The organism is Arthrobacter sp. UYCu712 (assembly GCF_040547005.1).
Classification (GTDB): domain Bacteria; phylum Actinomycetota; class Actinomycetes; order Actinomycetales; family Micrococcaceae; genus Arthrobacter.
In genome coordinates this window covers 45057-61061 of the sequence record NZ_JBEPOZ010000018.1, presented here as the reverse complement: position 1 = coordinate 61061, position 16005 = coordinate 45057, and the positions used below count along the sequence as shown (strand labels likewise).

Below are 16005 nucleotides of genomic sequence, written 5' to 3'. Positions count from 1 at the left end.
TTAGGCTCCCCATCCGGCCTGGTGGCCGCCCTGGCGGTCGGCATTGATTTTCTCCTGGTATCCGCTGGCCGCGAAGGCAGCCATGGGATCCGCGGGCAGGCCGCGGGATTCCCGCCATTCCGCCAGTCCGGGGCGGATATCGGTGTAGAACGCGTCCATCAGCACCGCGTTCGCTGCCAAAACGTCGCCGGCGTTCTGCGCGGCGTCCAGTGCCGCGGTATCCACGAGCAGTGCCCGTGCCGTCATTTCCTGGACGTTGAGGACCGAGCGGATCTGGCCCGGGATCTTCCCCTCGATGTTGTGGCACTGGTCCAGCATGAACGCCACGCCGGCGACCGGCTCCAGGCCGCCTCCGCGAACCACTTCGGTCATGATGCGGAACAGCTGGAACGGGTCCGCGGCGCCGACGATCAGGTCATCGTCCGCGTAGAACCGGGAGTTGAAGTCGAACGAGCCGAGCTTCCCGAGGCGCAGGAGCTGCGCCACGATGAACTCGATGTTGGTGCCCGGCGCGTGGTGTCCGGTGTCCAGGCAGACCTTGGCTTTCTCGCCCAGGGCCGCACAGTGCACGTAGGACGTGCCCCAGTCCGGGACGTCCGTGTGGTAAAAAGCCGGTTCGAAGAACTTGTATTCGAGCACCAGGCGCTGATCGTCGCCGAGCCGGTCGTAGACCTTGCGCAGAGACTCCGCCAGCCAGTCCTGGCGGGCCCGCATGTTGCCCTGACCCGGGTAGTTGGTGCCGTCGGCCAGCCATATCTTCAGGTCCCGGGAACCGGTCATGTTCATGACTTCCAGGCACTCGTACATGTGGTCCACGGCCTTTTGGCGCACAGCGGGGTCGCTGTGCGTGAGGCTGCCGAACTTGTAGTCATCGTCCTGGAAGGTATTGCTGTTGATGGTTCCGAGTTTCACGCCCAGCCCGGCCGCATAGTCCGCCAGCGCCTGGTAGTCATCGGCCTTGTCCCACGGGATGTGCAGGGCCACGGACGGGGCCAGGCCGGTCAGCTCGTTGACCTTGGCGGCGTCGGCGAGCTTTTCCTCGATGGTGCGCGGGGTGCCAGGGGTGGCGAACACCTTGAAGCGGGTGCCGGAATTGCCGAACGCCCAGGAAGGCAGTTCAATGCTCTGATGTTCGAGCGTGGTCAAAACGTCGGTCGGGATGGACACGTCAGTCTCCTTTGGAGTTGGTCTGGGTGAGGACGGCCGCAGCGGAGGCCAACTGGTCCTCGAGGTTGAATACTTCAGTCAGTTGGAGGAAGCCCGTGTCCGGGGCGCCGTCGAGGTCTTCGAAGAAGCCGGACATTTCGTTCTGCCAGCGGGCGTTGACGTCCGTGGCTGCCATCCGCGCCTGGGCTTCCGGCAGGTTGTCGGTTTCGAAGTAACCGATCAGCAGGCCGTCAGTGCGGACGAAGAGTGAGTAGTTGGACCAGCCGGAGGACTTCAACGCCTGGAGCATCTCGGGCCAGACGGCGGCGTGCCGTCGGGTGTACTCGGGGATAAGTCCGGGTTTCACCTGGAGCTGGAAGCAAACGCGCCGGGTGCTCATGACAGCACCACATGCCGGTGTTCGATGCCCAGCAGGGATGCTGCCGCTTTGATGTCGGCAGCGCGGTGGCCGACGCACAGGGCCCAGTGGTGGCCGATGCCCGTCTGGCTCCATTCGTCCACCCAGACGCCCGGGTCTCCGCCGAAGTCCACGCGGGAGGTGGTGTTGCCGATCGCCAGGAGCGGTCCGGGCACCACAGTGCCCTCGGAGGTGACGAAGACGTAGCTGCCGTCCGGGTCCTGGCCGAGGCCGAACGTGGTGACCGGTCCCTGCCGGACATCGAACTCCACCGAGACGCCCCAGCCGCGTTTGCCGTGGAAGACTCCAAGTCCGCGCAGCAGGGGTTCCTGTGCCGAGACGGCCAGGTGCGCCGGGCCGTCGTGGCCCATTTCGACAACGTTGTCGAAGAAGTTCAGGGCCTGGATCTCGGTGAACGACCCGCCGGCGCCGATGGCCTGGGCGGCCAGCATGGCAATGGAGGTCCGCAGTTCGAACTCGCCGGCCATCGGGATCCCCCGGGCCGTGAGGATGGAGGAGCCCAGGATCATCCCTGCTCCGAGCCGTTCGTGCAGTTCCCCGGCGAGCCCGCGGTGGTAGTACGCCACGGAATCGAGATCGAAGTCCGCCACCAGGCGGTCCAGCCCGACGGAGACCTTGGCGCCCCAGGCGAAGTCGTCGTCGTTCACGGAGTCGTCCAGCACAAAGAGTTGGCGGGCCAGGTCCAGCCGTTCGGCCACCTCGGACCCGGTCACCGCGTTCACGCGTTCGCGCAGGTCATCGAATTCCAGCACCTCCACATGGGAGCCGAAGGTGGTCGAGACCGTGGTCAGGTCGGTGGCGACATCCAGCATGCCGGGGTACAGGTGGCCCATGAGCCCGTGGCGGGCGTTCCGCAGCCGGGCCCGGACGCCGGCGGCGTGGACCCACCGGGTGATCCGTTCCCAAGCGGATTCCTGCTTGAGGTGCCCGGACACGGAGCGGAAGTCGATTCCGGCGCGGCGGAAGACGTTGGCGACCTCCGGCACGGGGCACTGGCCGCAGTAGGCCAGCCACTTGCCGGTGTCGAAGTTGGCGTGGTCCATGGCCTCGGTCGGCTGCAGGTCGATCACCAGGACCGGGGTCTTGGCACGCTGGGCGATGGGCAGCACCATGGACGATGTCAGGTACGTCGTCAGGAAAATGACGATCAGGTCGCAGTCCGCCACGCGCAGCTTTTCGCCGGCCGCGGCCGCTTCCTGGGCGTCGGAGATGAAGCCGGTGTCGACGACGTCGGCGTCGAGTTCCTGGAACCGGGAGGTGACGTACCGGACGGACTCCTGCAGTTGCGGCAGCAGTTCAGGAAATTGGGGCCAGTAGGCGCCCAGGCCGCCGGAGACCAGTCCGATGCGGGTAGGGCGGCGCCGGTGCGTCTGCAGCAGCCGGTCGGCCGGTTGTTTCGGGTTCATGTGAGGTGGCCTTCCGGCATGAAAAAGGGAACTCTGGTCTCTGAAGCGGGGGGTGAAGGAGTGGAGGTGCCGGGCGGACTTTCAGCGGCCCGCCCGGCTGCCTGGTTCGGTTAGAAGTTGTACTTGTCGATATTCTCCGTGTTGAAGACGGTGGGCGGACCGACGATCACGAGTCCGCCCTTCTCGACTTTGCGTTCGCCGAGTTCGCCGGCCGTGAAGGTGTCCCCTTCGGCGCCGGTCATCTTGCCGTCCTGCAGGGCCTTACCGGCGAACGCCGCAACGTAGCCGAGCTGGGCGGGATCCCACAGTGCGAATTCCTTGACGGTTCCGTCCTTGACGAACGGGCGCATTTCATTGGGCAGGCCCAGCCCGGTGAGGGCTACCTTGCCCTTGTACGCGGACGTTGAGAGGTACCGGGCGGTGGCCGCGATGCCGACAGTGGTGGGGGAAATGATGCCCTTCAGGTTCGGGTGCGCCTGCATGAGGCCCTGCGCCTCCTGGAAGGACTTGGTGTCGTTGTCGTCGCCGTAGACCTTGGCCACGAGCTTGATGTCCTTGTACGCCGGGTTGGAGGCGAGCTCCTCCTCCATGTACTTGATCCACTCGTTTTGATTCGTGGCATTGGCGGTGGCGGACAGGATGGCGATTTCGCCGCTGCCGCCGATCTGCTCGGAGATCAGTTTGGTCTGGATCAGGGCCACGTCCTTGGCCACCACCTGGCTGATGAAGACGTCGCGGCAGTCGGGGTTGGCGTCCGAGTCGAACGCGACAATCTTGGCGCCGGCCGTCCGGGCTTCGCCCAGGGCCGTGCAGACGGCGTCCGGGTCGTTCGCCGCGATCACAATGACGTTGGTGCCGGCCTGCGTCTCGGCGTTGATGAAGGACACCTGGCTGGACGCGGACGCTTCGAGCGGTCCGACGACCTGGGAGGAGGCGAAGCCTGCTTCGGTGGCGCCCTTCTTCCCGCCGCCCAGGACGACGTCGGTGTACGGGTTGTTCAGCTGCTTGGGGATGAACGTGATTTTCATTTCCCCGCCCGCTGCCGGGCTGCTGCCGCCGGCAGATCCCGAGCCGCTGTTGCAGGCGGTCAGCGCCAGCGCGGCCACGGCGGTGACGGCAGCCATCGTCGCCAAACGGCCGGGCCGGCCTGTGTTCTTGCGGTTCAACATCATTGTTCTTCCCTTTTCATCGTTGGGTAGGTACATCCGGTCCCGGGCGGGCACGGTTGCTGGTGGGCAGGTTTTCAGGGTGTCTTCGGGGCGAAATTCCGGCGGACCCGCCGGGTGTGCCGCCATTGCTTGATGGCCGCGCCGACGCTCGGAGCCACGACGGAGAAGATCAGGAGCAGCCCGGTCACGGTGATCAGGACGACGTCGGACACGCGGGCCAGCCGGAGGGCGTAGTTGAGTGTCCCGATCAGCAGCACGCCGGCGATCACACCGGGGATGGATCCCTTGCCGCCGAAGATCGACACACCGCCAAGGAGTACAGCGGCGATGACGGCGAGTTCCAGTCCGGAGGCGTTGTCGCTGCGGGCGCTGGTGTAGCGCAGCGTCCAGTAGATGCCGGCCAGTGCCGAAACGGCGCCGGACGCGACGTAGAGCCAGAACTTGCTGCGGGCCACGTTGATGCCCACAAAACCGGCCGCTTCCTTGCTGTACCCCATGGCGAAGAGCCCGCGTCCGAAGGGGGTGAAGTGGAGCAGGACCCCGAAGAAGACCATCACCAGGACGACGCCGATCATGACTGTCGGGATGCCGGTGCCGCCGATTTTGGAGGTGAAGAACGCTGTGAGGGGCTTAGGGAAGTTGGCCACGGAGTTGTCGCCGATGATTACGAGGGCCAGTCCCCGGAACAGGGCCAGGGTGCCGATCGTGACCGCAAGCGAGGGCAGTCCCAGGACTGCGATCAGGAATCCGTTGAACATGCCGGCTGCGATTCCGGCCAGCAGGCTGATGGCGAGTACCAGCCAGATGTCCATGCCGCCGGCCCAGAGGACACCCATAAGGGCGCTGGTCAGGCCCGCGGTGCTGGCGACGGACAGGTCGATTTCGCCGGTGATGATGATCAGCGTCATGGGCATCGCGATCAGCAGGACCGGGATCACGTCCAGGAGCAAGAATCCGGTGGTGACCGGTGAGGCGAAGCGCGGAATGGCGATGGCTGCGTAAATCAGGAAGGCGGCCAGGGCGTAGATGGTGATGGCGTCGCGGCCGGTCAGGATCCGCGCGGCGCCGGTCCGGCCCTTGGGTTCGCTGGCGAGCGGTTTGGTGCTGTCGGCCACGGGAGCCGGGGCCGCGGTGGTTGATGTGGTCTCAGACATTGCGAGCCTCGCTTATCCGCAGTTTCCTGGCAGTGCGCAGGCTTGCCACGCGGTCGATGATGATGGCGGTGAGGATCAGGACGCCGACGATCGCCTGTTGCCAGAATTTGTCGACCCGCAGTGCGGTCAGCGAGCTGGTGATGGTGGTCAGCAGCACGGCGCCGAGGGCCGCCCCGGCCACGGACCCGCTGCCGCCGAAGATGGCGACACCACCGACGACGGCGGCGGCAACTACCGTCAGTTCCATGCCGGTACCCGTTGTGGCGCCGACGGAGTTGAACCGGCTGGCGTACAGCACCCCGGCCAGTCCGGCCAGCGCCCCGTTGGCCAGGAACGCCAGGAAGACCCGTTTGGAGACCTTGATCCCGAAGGCGGTGGCCGCATCCGGGTCCGACCCGATGGCGTAGAGGTCCCGGCCCGGCCGGGTGCCGGCCATATAGACCGCGACGGCGATGACGACCACGATGGCGAGGAGCGTGATGATGGGGAATCCGAGCACGGTGTCCACTGAAAGGGCGCCGAATGCGTCAGGGCGGTCACCGGCGAAGAACTGCTTGCCGCCGGCCCAGGCATTGTTGAGGCCGCGGAACACGTAGAGGGTGCCGAGGGTGATGACGAGGGCGGGGACCTTCGCCACCGTTACCAGCAGGCCGTTCACGGAGCCGAGCAGGGCGCCGAAGGCCATCCCGAGGCCGAAGACAGCGATGATCGGCAGGTCTGGCATCGCCGAGAAGACCGATCCGGTGCCGAAGGCCACCAGGCCCAGCATCGAACCGACGGAGAGGTCAATGTTCCGGGTGATGATCAGCAGCGTCTGTCCCGCGGCCAGGATCATGATGATGGTGGCGTTCAGGAGGAGGTCCTTCACACCCTGGGGCGTGAGGAACAGCGGGTTGATCAGGTAGGTGACGAGCACCAGTATCGCCAGTGCGATCAGTACGGGCAGTTCGCGCAGCCGCAGCACCGAGGCCATGGTGACCCGGGCGCCGGCGGCAGGCGCCGTCGTCGTTGCTTTCTTGTGGTCCAAAGCTGAGCTCACGGGGTTCCTCCTGCGGAAGACGTTGCTGCGTGCATGACCGACTCGGGATTGGCATCGGCGCGGTCAAGCTCGGCCGTGATCCGGCCCTCCCGCATGACAAGGACCCGGTCCGCCATGCCAAGCACCTCGGGCAGCTCGGACGAGATCATCAGAATGGCGATGCCCCGGCCGGCGAGGTCGGAAATGAGCCGGTGGACTTCGCTCTTGGTTCCGACGTCGATCCCGCGGGTGGGTTCGTCAATGATGAGCAGCCGGGGGTCGGTGGCGAGCCACTTGGCGAGCACCACTTTTTGCTGGTTTCCGCCGGAGAGGGTGGAGACGGCATGCTCCTGCGAGCCGGTTTTGACCTGGAGCCGCTTGCTCCAGTCCTGTGCCGCCCGGCGTTCCGCCGCACCGTTGATCAGGCCCGCCGTCGCGAATTTGTGGCGCAGGGTCAGGGTAACGTTCCGGGCCACGGACAGGTCCATCACGAGGCCCTGCTTGCGGCGGTCCTCCGGAACAAAGCCCATGCCCGCGGTGATCGCGGCCTGCGGATCCCGGGACTTGAGTTTCCGGCCCTCGAAGCTGATGTCACCGGCGTCGTAGGGATCGATGCCGAACACGGCGCGGGCGACCTCGGTGCGGCCGGCGCCGACGAGGCCAGCCAGTGCGACGATTTCGCCGGCGCGGACCTCGAAGCTGATGTCCCGGAAAACCCCGGCACGGCTGAGTCCGTCCACCTTCAGGACCACATCGCCGATCTCCGCCGCTGATTTGGGGAACAGCGCACCGATGTCGCGGCCCACCATCTCGCGGACGATCTGCTCCACCGTCACGCCTGAAACCCGGTGAGTGGAGATGTACCGGCCGTCCCGCATGACAGTGATGCGGTCGCACAGGTCGAAGACCTCGTCGAAGCGGTGGGAGATGAAGAGGATGCCGGTGCCCTTGTCCTTCAGGCTGCGGGCTACGGCAAACAGCCGCTCCACTTCCACGCCGCTGAGGGCGGCGGTGGGCTCGTCCATGACGAGGACCTTCGCGTCCAGCGAGATGGCCTTGGCAATTTCGATGATCTGCTGGTCCGCGATGGACAGGCCCTCGGCGATGCGCGTCGGGTCGATGGGGACGCCGAGCCGCTCGAACAGCTTGCGCGCCTCCCGGATCATGGCGGCCTTGCTGATCAGTCCGAACCTGCCCTTGGGCTGGCGGCCGATGAAGATGTTCTCGGCGACGGTGAGATCGGGAAAGAGCGTGGGTTCCTGGTAGATCACGGAGATCCCGGCGGCCTTGCTCTCGCCGACATTGCGGAACTGGACGCTTTCCCCGCTGACCCGGAAGTCCCCGGAGTCAGGGTGGTGCAGGCCGGCGAGGATCTTGACGAGGGTGGACTTCCCGGCGCCGTTCTCCCCGACCAGTGCGTGCACTTCGCCGGCCAGGATTTCGATGGTTCCGTCGGCCAGGGCGACCACGGGGCCGAAGGTCTTGGCGGCATGGGCGAGGGAGAGGACTGGACCGGACGATTCCCCCGCGGGACCGGACCGGGAACTGTTTGTCTGCTGCATAAATTGACCGCACCTTTGGGGCTTAGCGAACAACGCAATGAATCGTTTCATAACGTGCTGTGATTTGAATCATAGGGGTTCGGGGAGGTCTCGTCAACAGCGCCCAATCGGCCCGGCCGGATCGTTTTGATTCGTTTCATTTGAAAGGGTTCAAAACCGGCTCCGAACGGTATCCTGAGGAAAGCATTTGCGCACGCCCGCCCCGGCCGTCCCCCTTCCCGGGCCGGCGGCGCCCACCTTCAGGAGCTCAGGAAAATGGTTTCAGCCAGCGTCAAGGACGTCGCGGCACTGGCCGGCGTCTCGGTCGGGACGGTCTCCAACGTCCTGAACCGGCCGGAAAAGGTCTCGGCCGACGTCATGGCCAGGGTCCAGTCAGCCATTGACAAGCTCGGCTTCGTTCGAAACGACGCCGCCCGCCAGCTCCGGGCCGGAATGAGCCACAGCATCGGCCTGGTGGTCCTGGACGCCGCCAACCCCTTCTTCACGGAGCTGGCCAGGGGTGCCGAGGACCGCGCCGCAAAGGAGCATTTCACCGTACTGGTGGGCAACAGCAACGAGGACGCGGACCGGGAGTCCGCCTATCTGGATCTCTTCGAACAGCAGCGCGTCCGCGGCGTCCTGCTCTCACCGGTGGGGAACGTGATCCCGCGGCTGGAGCAGCTGCGCCGGAGGGGCATCCCCACTGTGCTCGTGGACCGCCAGACGGAGAACCTGAGCTTTTCCTCCGTCGCGGTGGATGACCTGGCCGGCGGAGAAATGGCCGTAGCGCACCTGCTCTCCGTCGGCCGCCGGCGGATCGCGTTTGTCGGCGGACCGGCCAGCATCCGCCAGGTGGCGGACCGGCTGTCCGGGGCACTCAAAGCCATGGAACCGGTCAGCGGCGCAACCCTGGAGGTCGTCGAAACAGACTCGCTGACGGTGCTCTCCGGCCGGGCCGCGGGCGAGGCCATCCGCCGCCGGCCTGCGGCCGAACGCCCGGATGCGATATTCGCGGCCAACGACCTCCTGGCCGTCGGAGTTCTCCAGGGCCTGATGCTCATGGGCGGTATCCGTGTGCCGGAGGAGATTGCGCTGATCGGCTACGACGACATCGAGTTCGCGGCCGCCGCCGTCGTGCCGCTCTCGTCCATCCGGCAGCCGAGCGCCCTGATCGGGTCCACCGCCCTGGAGCTGCTGTTGCGGGAGGCCGCCGCGGAGCCCGGGTTTGAACCCAGCCAGGTGGTCTTCCCGCCGGAGCTGGTGGTCAGGGCCTCCACCCGGGAGTGAGTCCGGGGGCTGCTCCCCCGCACGGCCCAACGATCACCGTCAACCGTGAGTGGCCGCCCTGCAGCGCGCCCGTCCGATCGTTGGAAGTGGGGCAGGACAGACGGCCCGCCGCTTCACCGTCGGAGGAGCTAGTCCACGCAGAGGCAGAACGGGTGACCGGCCGGGTCGAGGAAGACCCTAAAGGTGTTGCCGGGCTGAGTCTCTGCTTTGATGGCCCCCAGTTTGATGGCTTCCTTTTCTCCCACTTCCAGGTCCTCCACCATGAGGTCCAGGTGCATCTGCTGTGGCTTGGACTGCCCGGGCCAGTCAGGCCTCTGGTAGCCGTCTACCTGCTGGAAGGAAATGCAGTTGCTGCCGTCGCCGGGGCGGATCTCGGCCCAGTCGCCGTCGACCTTTGCATTCCAGCCCAGCAGGTCGCCGTAAAACGCTGCGAGGGCCCCGGCGTCGGGGCAATCGATAACGAAACCTGGGAAGCGTGCGATAGCCATACCGGAATGCTACCCCGGGCGGGTGCGGCCGTCCCTGAAGTCCGTGGGGCGGAGTAGTCCACCGCGGTGCCCATGCGGTTCAACTACACGGCCCCTTGACACGCCCGAGGGTGGAGTCTACGGCTGGCCTTGTCGAGTCCAGCACACAATTGTAGGAGCAGAAATGGCAACCACGGCGTACGGAATCGTGCACTTCTTCCCGGGAGGCACCAAAGAGCAGTACGAGGCCTCCCTTGCCGCCGTCCATCCCGGTGAGGGGGTCCTGCCGGAGGGCCAGATCTTCCACGCCGCAGGCTTGTCCGGGGGCGGCTGGACCATCGTGGCGGTCCATGAATCGAAGGAGAGCTGGGAGAAATTCCGCGACGGAATCCTGCTCCCCCGGATGCAGGAGGGCATCGAAGGCGGCTTCGCTTCTCCGCCCGAAGAGACTGTCGTCGACCTCTACAAGGTCATGCTCTGACGAGGGCGAAGGGGGTACGGCCAGTACCCGCATCAGCAGGGACTCCCGTGCGGCGTGGGGTCCCTGTTTACTTGGTAGGGGTCCATAGACACCATCCCCAACGCACCATCACCAGCACTGGAGAAACATGCCTACCGTTAACGCTTACGCCGCCACCTCGGCGACCGGCCCCCTCGCCCCGACCACCATCGAGCGCCGGGACCTTGGCGCCCACGACGTCCTGATCGAGATCAAGTTCGCCGGCATCTGCCATTCCGATATCCACACCGTCCGCGGCGACTGGGGACCCCAGACCTACCCGCTGGTCCCCGGACACGAGATCGCCGGAATCGTCACCGAGGTCGGCCCGGAAGTCACCAGGCACAAGATCGGCGACCGCGTCGGCGTCGGCTGCATGGTCAACTCCTGCCGCGAATGCGTCAACTGCCTGAGGGGCGAGGAGCAGTACTGCCTCAACGGAATGACCGGCACTTACGGGGCAGTCGACCGCGACGGCACCATAACCCAGGGCGGCTACTCCACCCACGCCGTCGTGACCGAAGACTTCGTCGTCACCGTCCCCGAAGGAATCGAGCTCGACGTCGCCGCGCCCTTGCTGTGCGCCGGCATCACCACGTACTCCCCGCTGCGCCACTGGGGCGCCGGCCCCGGCAAGAAGGTCGCCGTCGTCGGCCTCGGCGGTCTCGGTCACATGGCCGTTAAGCTCGCCCACGCCATGGGTGCCGAGGTCACCGTCCTGTCCCAGTCCCTGAAGAAGCAGGAAGACGGGCTGCGGCTGGGCGCGGACCACTACTACGCCACGAGCGACGAAGGGACCTTCGAGACGCTCGCGGGGAGCTTCGACCTCATCGTGAACACCGTCAGCGCCCCCATCGACATCAGCTCCTACCTGCAGCTGCTGACCCTCGACGGTGCCCTCGTAAACGTCGGCGCGCCCGCGGAACCGCTCGCGGTGAACGTGTTCGCCCTGATCATGGGGCGCCGGTCCTTCGCCGGATCCGCGATCGGCGGTATCCGCGAAACCCAGGAAATGCTCGACTTCTGCGCCGAACACAACCTCGGCGCCGAAATCGAAGTCATCCCGGCCAGCAAGATCAACGACGCCTACGAACGCGTCCTGGCCTCGGACGTGCGGTACCGCTTCGTGATCGAGATCTCCACCCTCAACTAGGACCGCGCACCCGGCGACATCATCGACATAGAAGGAGACAGGATGGAAGTCCAGGCAAAACTGCCGAGCACCAGGGGTCCGGCGGAGATGTTCACCGGCGACGTGTGGTTCGACGTCATCGCCAGGGGCGCGGAGCCCTCCCGCCTGCGCGTCAACACCGTGCGGTTCGCACCCTGCGCCCGCACGGCCTGGCACACCCACGCGGCCGGACAGACCCTGCACGTCACCGAGGGCGTGGGCCTGGTCCAGTCCCGGGGCGGCGACGTGGTTGTGATGAAGCCCGGCGACACTGTCTACACACCGCCCGGGGAATGGCACTGGCACGGCGCGGCCCCGGAGCACTTCATGACCCACCTGGCCATGTGGGAAGCCCTTGGCGAAGGCCAGGGCCCGGAAACCCAGTGGGGCGAACACGTCGGCAACGAGGAATACCACCCCGGCTAGCACCGCCCACCAACGCGGGGGCCCTCTGAGAGGGGCCCCGCTGCCGTTTTCCATGACCTCGTGGCAGGATCTTGCCAGGGAGTTCCGCGCGCATGCCGCCCGACGGACAGTCCATCAACACGAAAGTCTTGACTCATGATCCAGGAACCGCCCGGAGCGACGTCCGGACCGGAAGCAGAGTTCGATCCGGACTCTGCCGCAGCACAACCGGAATCATCCCTCCGGTCCCTGATCAGCCGCATCGAACATGAAATGGCGACCCTGCAGTTCGGCAGCTTCAGCCAGACCGAGGCGCTCGCCCTCGGACTGCTGCTGGTGGAGCTGGGAACGTCACGGAATCTCCCCATCGCGATCGATATCCGCAGGAACGCCCACATTCTCTTCCGCGCTTCCCTGGCCGGAGCAACAGCCGACAACGAGATCTGGGTGGAACGGAAGAGCCGGACCGCAGAACAATACGCAGAGCCGTCGCTCCTCGTCGGACTGCGCGGGCGGCTCGGCGGCGGCAGAATCGAGGACAACGCCTGGTTTGACCAGTCCCGATATGCCGCCCACGGCGGGGCCTTCCCGCTGTACGTGAAGGGAACCGGGGCGGTGGCAACGGTGACGGTTTCCGGGCTGCCGCAGAAAGCGGACCACGATCTTGTGGTCGAGGCATTGACGTCCTTCGCCAGCAGCGCCTTCTGACAGACCCGTCCGCCCCTGGGCGTGCACAAATCACCCCGGCCACCAGCATGCTGGTGACCGGGGTGATTCGACGCCGGGTCAGGCGTTGAGCGCGCCGGGAACTGCGCTGATGGCGGTCCGCACGGCTTCGCGCATCGGCGTGGACGGACGTCCGATAAGGGTGCTCAGGTCCCCGCTGGTGACGAGCAACTCGCCCCGGGCAATCCCGAGGTCGCTGTCGGCCAGGATGGCCGCATAGCCCTCCGGCATCCCGGCACCCACCAGGACCTCCGTGTACTTCTCTGCCGGCAGGTCCTGGTACTGCACCGAACGGTCGGCGGCCGCAGCCACTTCGGCCGCGAGCTCGCTGAGAGTGAAGGGCTCGTCGCCTCCAAGCTCGTAGACCTTTCCGGCTTGGTCCTCCAGGAGCAGGACTGCGGCGGCCGCCTGGGCGTAGTCGGCGCGGGTGGCCGCACTTACCCGGCCGCCGCCGGCGCTGCCGAGCACGGCGCCGTGCTCGAGGAAGTTGGCGAGCTGCGCGGTGTAGTTTTCCAGGTACCAGCTGTTGCGGAGCAGGGTGAACGGCAGACCCGAATCCTGCAGGGCCTTCTCCGTGCCCTGGTGTTCGGCTGCAAGCTGCATTTCGGCGCGGCCCGCGTTGGCAATGCTCGTGTATGCGATCAGACCGACGCCCGCTTCCTTGGCGGCCTCGATCGCTTTCCGGTGCTGCTCCACACGCTGGCCGACGTCGGTGCCGGAAATCAGCAGTACTTTCTCAGCGCCGGCAAAGGCCTTGCGCAGCAACTCCGGATCGTCGAAGTCGATCGGCCGGACCTGGACGCCGCGGTCCGCGAGGTCGGCGAGCTTGGCGGTGTTCCGGCCTGCCGCCACGATCTGGTCCGCGGGAACATTGCTCTCGAGGAGCGCTTCAACAACAAGGCGGCCGAGCTGTCCGGTGGCGCCGGTGATAACGAGGGTCATGGTGGTCCTTTCACGAAGGGGATGACTGACACCGATAACAACTGCACCGAAAACGGATTACTTCCCCAAAGAGAGTACGCACTTTCAGGTAAGGTACTGGCATGAAAGTAAGTACCTCGATCGGACAACCGGCGACCCTCGGGGCAGCCGAAATTTTCCCTGCCGGCTGCCCCAGCCGCACGGTCCTCGATCACGTGTCCAGCAAATGGGGCGTATTGATCCTGGTGGCGTTGTCGAACGGCCCGCTCCGCTGGGGCGAGCTTCGCCGCCGGGCCGAGGGCATCAGTGAGAAGATGCTCGCCCAGACCCTCAAGACGCTCGAAGGCGATGGCTTCATCCGCCGCGATGCCCAGCCGGTCATCCCTCCCAGGGTCGACTACAGCCTCACCGGCCGCGGCCAGGAACTTGTGGCCCTGCTATTGCCGTTGGTCACGTGGATAGCCGAGCACGCCACCGAAATCCTGCAGACCGGACACCCGGCGGAGGCGGCTTCTGCTGTTGCGCCTGGATGAGACAATGGCGCGGTGACCGAGCTGAATCTTGATGTGACCTGGCACGCCGGGGCTCCTGCCCGCACGGGCGGCGCAGCTGCCCCGATCCAGATTCACTGGGCCGACCCGACCACGGTCATCCTCCGGCAGAACATGGCGGTGAACTTCGAAGCACCGTTTCTCTACCTGCTGTTTGGCGACCACACGGCCTTCCTCCTGGACACCGGCGCCACCGAGGACGCCGCAAGGTTTCCCCTGCGCGCAACAGTCGACGCGCTCATCGACGAGTGGCTTCAGCGCCATCCCCATGAGGCCTACGCGCTCATCGTCGCCCACTCGCACGCCCACGGTGACCATGTGGCCGGAGACGGCCAGTTCGCGGGCCGGCCGCTCACCCGGATAGTCGGCCACACTGCCGGGGACGTCGCCGGCTTTTTTGCGCTTGCCGGCTGGCCGGACGGAGTTGCGGAGGTCGACCTCGGCGGCCGTGTCCTGGAGGTGATCCCGTCGCCTGGCCACCACCCCTCGGCAGTCACGGTCTACGATGCGGTGACCGGCACGCTCTTCACCGGAGACACGGTCTACCCGGGCCGGCTCTACGTCAGTGACTTCACGGCGTTTGAAGCCTCCCTCCGGACACTCTGCGATTTCGCCGCGTCGCACCAGGTCAAAGCTGTCCTCGGGGCACACATCGAAATGTCGACCACGCCGCGCAGGGATTTTCCGCTCGGCTCGACGTCGCATCGTGCCGAGGCTCCGCTGCCGCTGACGGTCCGGGACCTGCAGGGCATCAGGGACGCGGCGGCCGGAGTCACGAACCGGCCCGGGGCCCACCGCTTTGACAACTTCATCATCTGGAACGGGCCGTGCCGGCGGGAAGCCGCGGTCCACTTCGCCCGGCTCCTTCTGTCGCGGGTCAGCAGCAGGCACCGGCCCAGCTAGTCACCTGCGGGCCACGCTCTGCGGCGGGCGGAGATTCTCCCGCGCTTCCCGGAACGTCCGAGCAATGGCGTGGCCTTCGCCATGACCCAGGTTGCTGATGATGGCAGTGGTGCCTGCCAGATCCGCCGTCAAGGTCTCACCGGTGGTCTTCGTGCCAAGCGTCAGGCTTCCGACGGACTCCAGCGGGCACCTGAAGAGGGCGCGCCGCGGAGCGCATTTTGTGAGGAACACAAGACACCGGTCGGTCAGCGAAACCAGGCCCGGTTCGCCATTGAAGATGCCGGTTCCGATGGCCTGGACCCCCATGCCATGATGAAGTTGCTCTCGCTCACCCGGTCCGAGGCAGAAGAGCTGCATGCGAATATGATCCGCCTCATCGGGGCGGTCCAGGCGGGGTCCGCCGAGGGTCCCGGACCGGGCCGGCCGCTGGCCGAAATCAACTAGCCGGAGCAGGCTTCGGACCACCGGAAGAAGCGATCAGGGGCGACCGGTTGACCGTACGGACGGACGGGAGCGCCCGGAGCGCCGGTAGATGGCGTATTCGGCGACGGCGAGGTTGCTAACCCATGCCGCCCCCAGAAGGACGGCCCGGGTCAGCTCGTCGGTGGGGCCGACCAGAAGCAGCCACGGGATGCCCACCAGGGCCTGGGTACCCGCGGCGACGCCGATCGCATAGCCGCGTGTCATCCACGCGCTGTGCCGGACATAATCCCGGCGCCTGATCGACACGAGCCCCAGGACGATGCTCAGCACCATGGCCGTACCGAAGATCAGCCGCAGGACCAGGAGAAGGTCTCCGTCGCCGGCCGGGAGCGGGTAGAACAACGACATCCACAGGCCGGATAGGCCGGCGAGCAGTCCTGCGGGGATGAGGATGCTCCCCGCAATGCGATGCCAGCCGCGCCGGCCGCGCAGGGAGGGAACGAACTGGAACGCCCCGAGCATGCTGTAGATCGTGACCGAGACGATGTGGGTTACAACGGGGATCGGCGAGGCGAAGAACCGCGCGTTCTGCGGCGTGACGACGGCAGAGCCCGTCAGTTCCGCCAGCCGCAGGGCCCCGAAAATAACCGGGATGAGACTCAGGAGGATCAAGGCGGCGGGCACGGGCCACTGCGGCCTCGGGCGCCGGGCGGGAATGCGGACTCGGGTGGCTGCTGCGGTCATGGCGGGATCCTCGAATCTAGCAGGTATACGGCGTA

Annotated in this window: 18 protein-coding genes; 8 read left to right on the top strand and 10 right to left on the bottom strand. The window is 66.3% G+C overall.

What is annotated here, in order from left to right; translation table 11 throughout:
* From rhaI to ABIB51_RS16340, 7 genes are all read right to left on the bottom strand, one after another.
* On the bottom strand, positions 1–1167 hold the full coding sequence (rhaI, locus tag ABIB51_RS16370) for an L-rhamnose isomerase (RefSeq protein ID WP_354189862.1): 1167 nt from the start codon (positions 1165–1167) through the stop codon (positions 1–3).
* A gap of 1 nt (position 1168) precedes the next feature.
* On the bottom strand, positions 1169–1546 hold the full coding sequence (locus tag ABIB51_RS16365; protein ID WP_354189860.1) for an L-rhamnose mutarotase: 378 nt from the start codon (positions 1544–1546) through the stop codon (positions 1169–1171).
* Entirely contained in the window at positions 1543–2991 is a 1449-nt protein-coding gene (locus tag ABIB51_RS16360) for an L-fucose/L-arabinose isomerase family protein (RefSeq protein ID WP_354189858.1), read from the bottom strand. Before ABIB51_RS16360 ends, ABIB51_RS16365 begins: the two co-directional genes overlap by 4 nt.
* Positions 2992–3101: 110 nt before the next feature.
* Positions 3102–4163 (bottom strand): rhamnose ABC transporter substrate-binding protein, encoded by a 1062-nt coding sequence (gene rhaS / locus ABIB51_RS16355; protein WP_354189856.1) that lies wholly within the window; start codon positions 4161–4163, stop codon positions 3102–3104.
* A 71-nt stretch (positions 4164–4234) separates the two neighbouring features.
* Complete coding sequence (locus ABIB51_RS16350) at positions 4235–5314, bottom strand: ABC transporter permease (protein WP_354189854.1); 1080 nt, start codon at positions 5312–5314, stop codon at positions 4235–4237.
* The gene (locus ABIB51_RS16345; RefSeq protein ID WP_354189852.1) at positions 5307–6353 is read right to left on the bottom strand and encodes an ABC transporter permease; all 1047 of its coding nucleotides are present in this window, start codon (positions 6351–6353) and stop codon (positions 5307–5309) included. Before ABIB51_RS16345 ends, ABIB51_RS16350 begins: the two co-directional genes overlap by 8 nt.
* The gene (locus ABIB51_RS16340; protein WP_354189850.1) at positions 6350–7894 is read right to left on the bottom strand and encodes a sugar ABC transporter ATP-binding protein; all 1545 of its coding nucleotides are present in this window, start codon (positions 7892–7894) and stop codon (positions 6350–6352) included. Before ABIB51_RS16340 ends, ABIB51_RS16345 begins: the two co-directional genes overlap by 4 nt.
* A gap of 255 nt (positions 7895–8149) precedes the next feature.
* On the opposite strand from ABIB51_RS16340, the gene ABIB51_RS16335 reads away from it, so the two are divergent.
* Positions 8150–9160, top strand: a complete 1011-nt coding sequence (locus ABIB51_RS16335) for a LacI family DNA-binding transcriptional regulator (RefSeq protein ID WP_354189848.1) — start codon at positions 8150–8152, stop codon at positions 9158–9160.
* Positions 9161–9288: 128 nt separating this feature from the next.
* Here the strand turns inward: ABIB51_RS16335 and ABIB51_RS16330 are convergent, their stop codons facing one another.
* A complete protein-coding gene (locus ABIB51_RS16330; protein WP_354189846.1) occupies positions 9289–9648 on the bottom strand; it encodes a VOC family protein in 360 nt (119 codons plus the stop codon).
* A gap of 163 nt (positions 9649–9811) precedes the next feature.
* On the opposite strand from ABIB51_RS16330, the gene ABIB51_RS16325 reads away from it, so the two are divergent.
* From ABIB51_RS16325 to ABIB51_RS16310, 4 genes are all read left to right on the top strand, one after another.
* Entirely contained in the window at positions 9812–10108 is a 297-nt protein-coding gene (locus ABIB51_RS16325; RefSeq protein ID WP_354189844.1) for a hypothetical protein, read from the top strand.
* Between the two features lie 127 nt (positions 10109–10235).
* Positions 10236–11279, top strand: a complete 1044-nt coding sequence (locus ABIB51_RS16320; protein ID WP_354189842.1) for an NAD(P)-dependent alcohol dehydrogenase — start codon at positions 10236–10238, stop codon at positions 11277–11279.
* Positions 11280–11321: 42 nt separating this feature from the next.
* A complete protein-coding gene (locus ABIB51_RS16315; RefSeq protein WP_354189840.1) occupies positions 11322–11723 on the top strand; it encodes a (R)-mandelonitrile lyase in 402 nt (133 codons plus the stop codon).
* A gap of 135 nt (positions 11724–11858) precedes the next feature.
* A complete protein-coding gene (locus tag ABIB51_RS16310) occupies positions 11859–12410 on the top strand; it encodes a heme-degrading domain-containing protein (RefSeq protein WP_354189838.1) in 552 nt (183 codons plus the stop codon).
* Between the two features lie 78 nt (positions 12411–12488).
* On the opposite strand, the gene ABIB51_RS16305 is transcribed toward ABIB51_RS16310, so the two are convergent.
* Positions 12489–13370 (bottom strand): SDR family oxidoreductase, encoded by an 882-nt coding sequence (locus ABIB51_RS16305; protein ID WP_354189836.1) that lies wholly within the window; start codon positions 13368–13370, stop codon positions 12489–12491.
* 101 nt (positions 13371–13471) lie between these two features.
* Here ABIB51_RS16305 and ABIB51_RS16300 point away from each other — a divergent pair, with 101 nt between their 5' ends.
* The 3 genes from ABIB51_RS16300 to ABIB51_RS16290 all read left to right on the top strand — a co-directional run bounded on the left by ABIB51_RS16300 (position 13472) and on the right by ABIB51_RS16290 (position 15247).
* Entirely contained in the window at positions 13472–13882 is a 411-nt protein-coding gene (locus ABIB51_RS16300; protein ID WP_354189834.1) for a winged helix-turn-helix transcriptional regulator, read from the top strand.
* Between the two features lie 12 nt (positions 13883–13894).
* Complete coding sequence (locus tag ABIB51_RS16295; RefSeq protein ID WP_354189832.1) at positions 13895–14803, top strand: MBL fold metallo-hydrolase; 909 nt, start codon at positions 13895–13897, stop codon at positions 14801–14803.
* Between the two features lie 69 nt (positions 14804–14872).
* A complete protein-coding gene (locus tag ABIB51_RS16290) occupies positions 14873–15247 on the top strand; it encodes a hypothetical protein (RefSeq protein WP_354189830.1) in 375 nt (124 codons plus the stop codon).
* Positions 15248–15280: 33 nt separating this feature from the next.
* On the opposite strand, the gene ABIB51_RS16285 is transcribed toward ABIB51_RS16290, so the two are convergent.
* On the bottom strand, positions 15281–15970 hold the full coding sequence (locus ABIB51_RS16285) for a DUF2306 domain-containing protein (protein ID WP_354189828.1): 690 nt from the start codon (positions 15968–15970) through the stop codon (positions 15281–15283).
* Positions 15971–16005 lie beyond the last annotated feature (35 nt).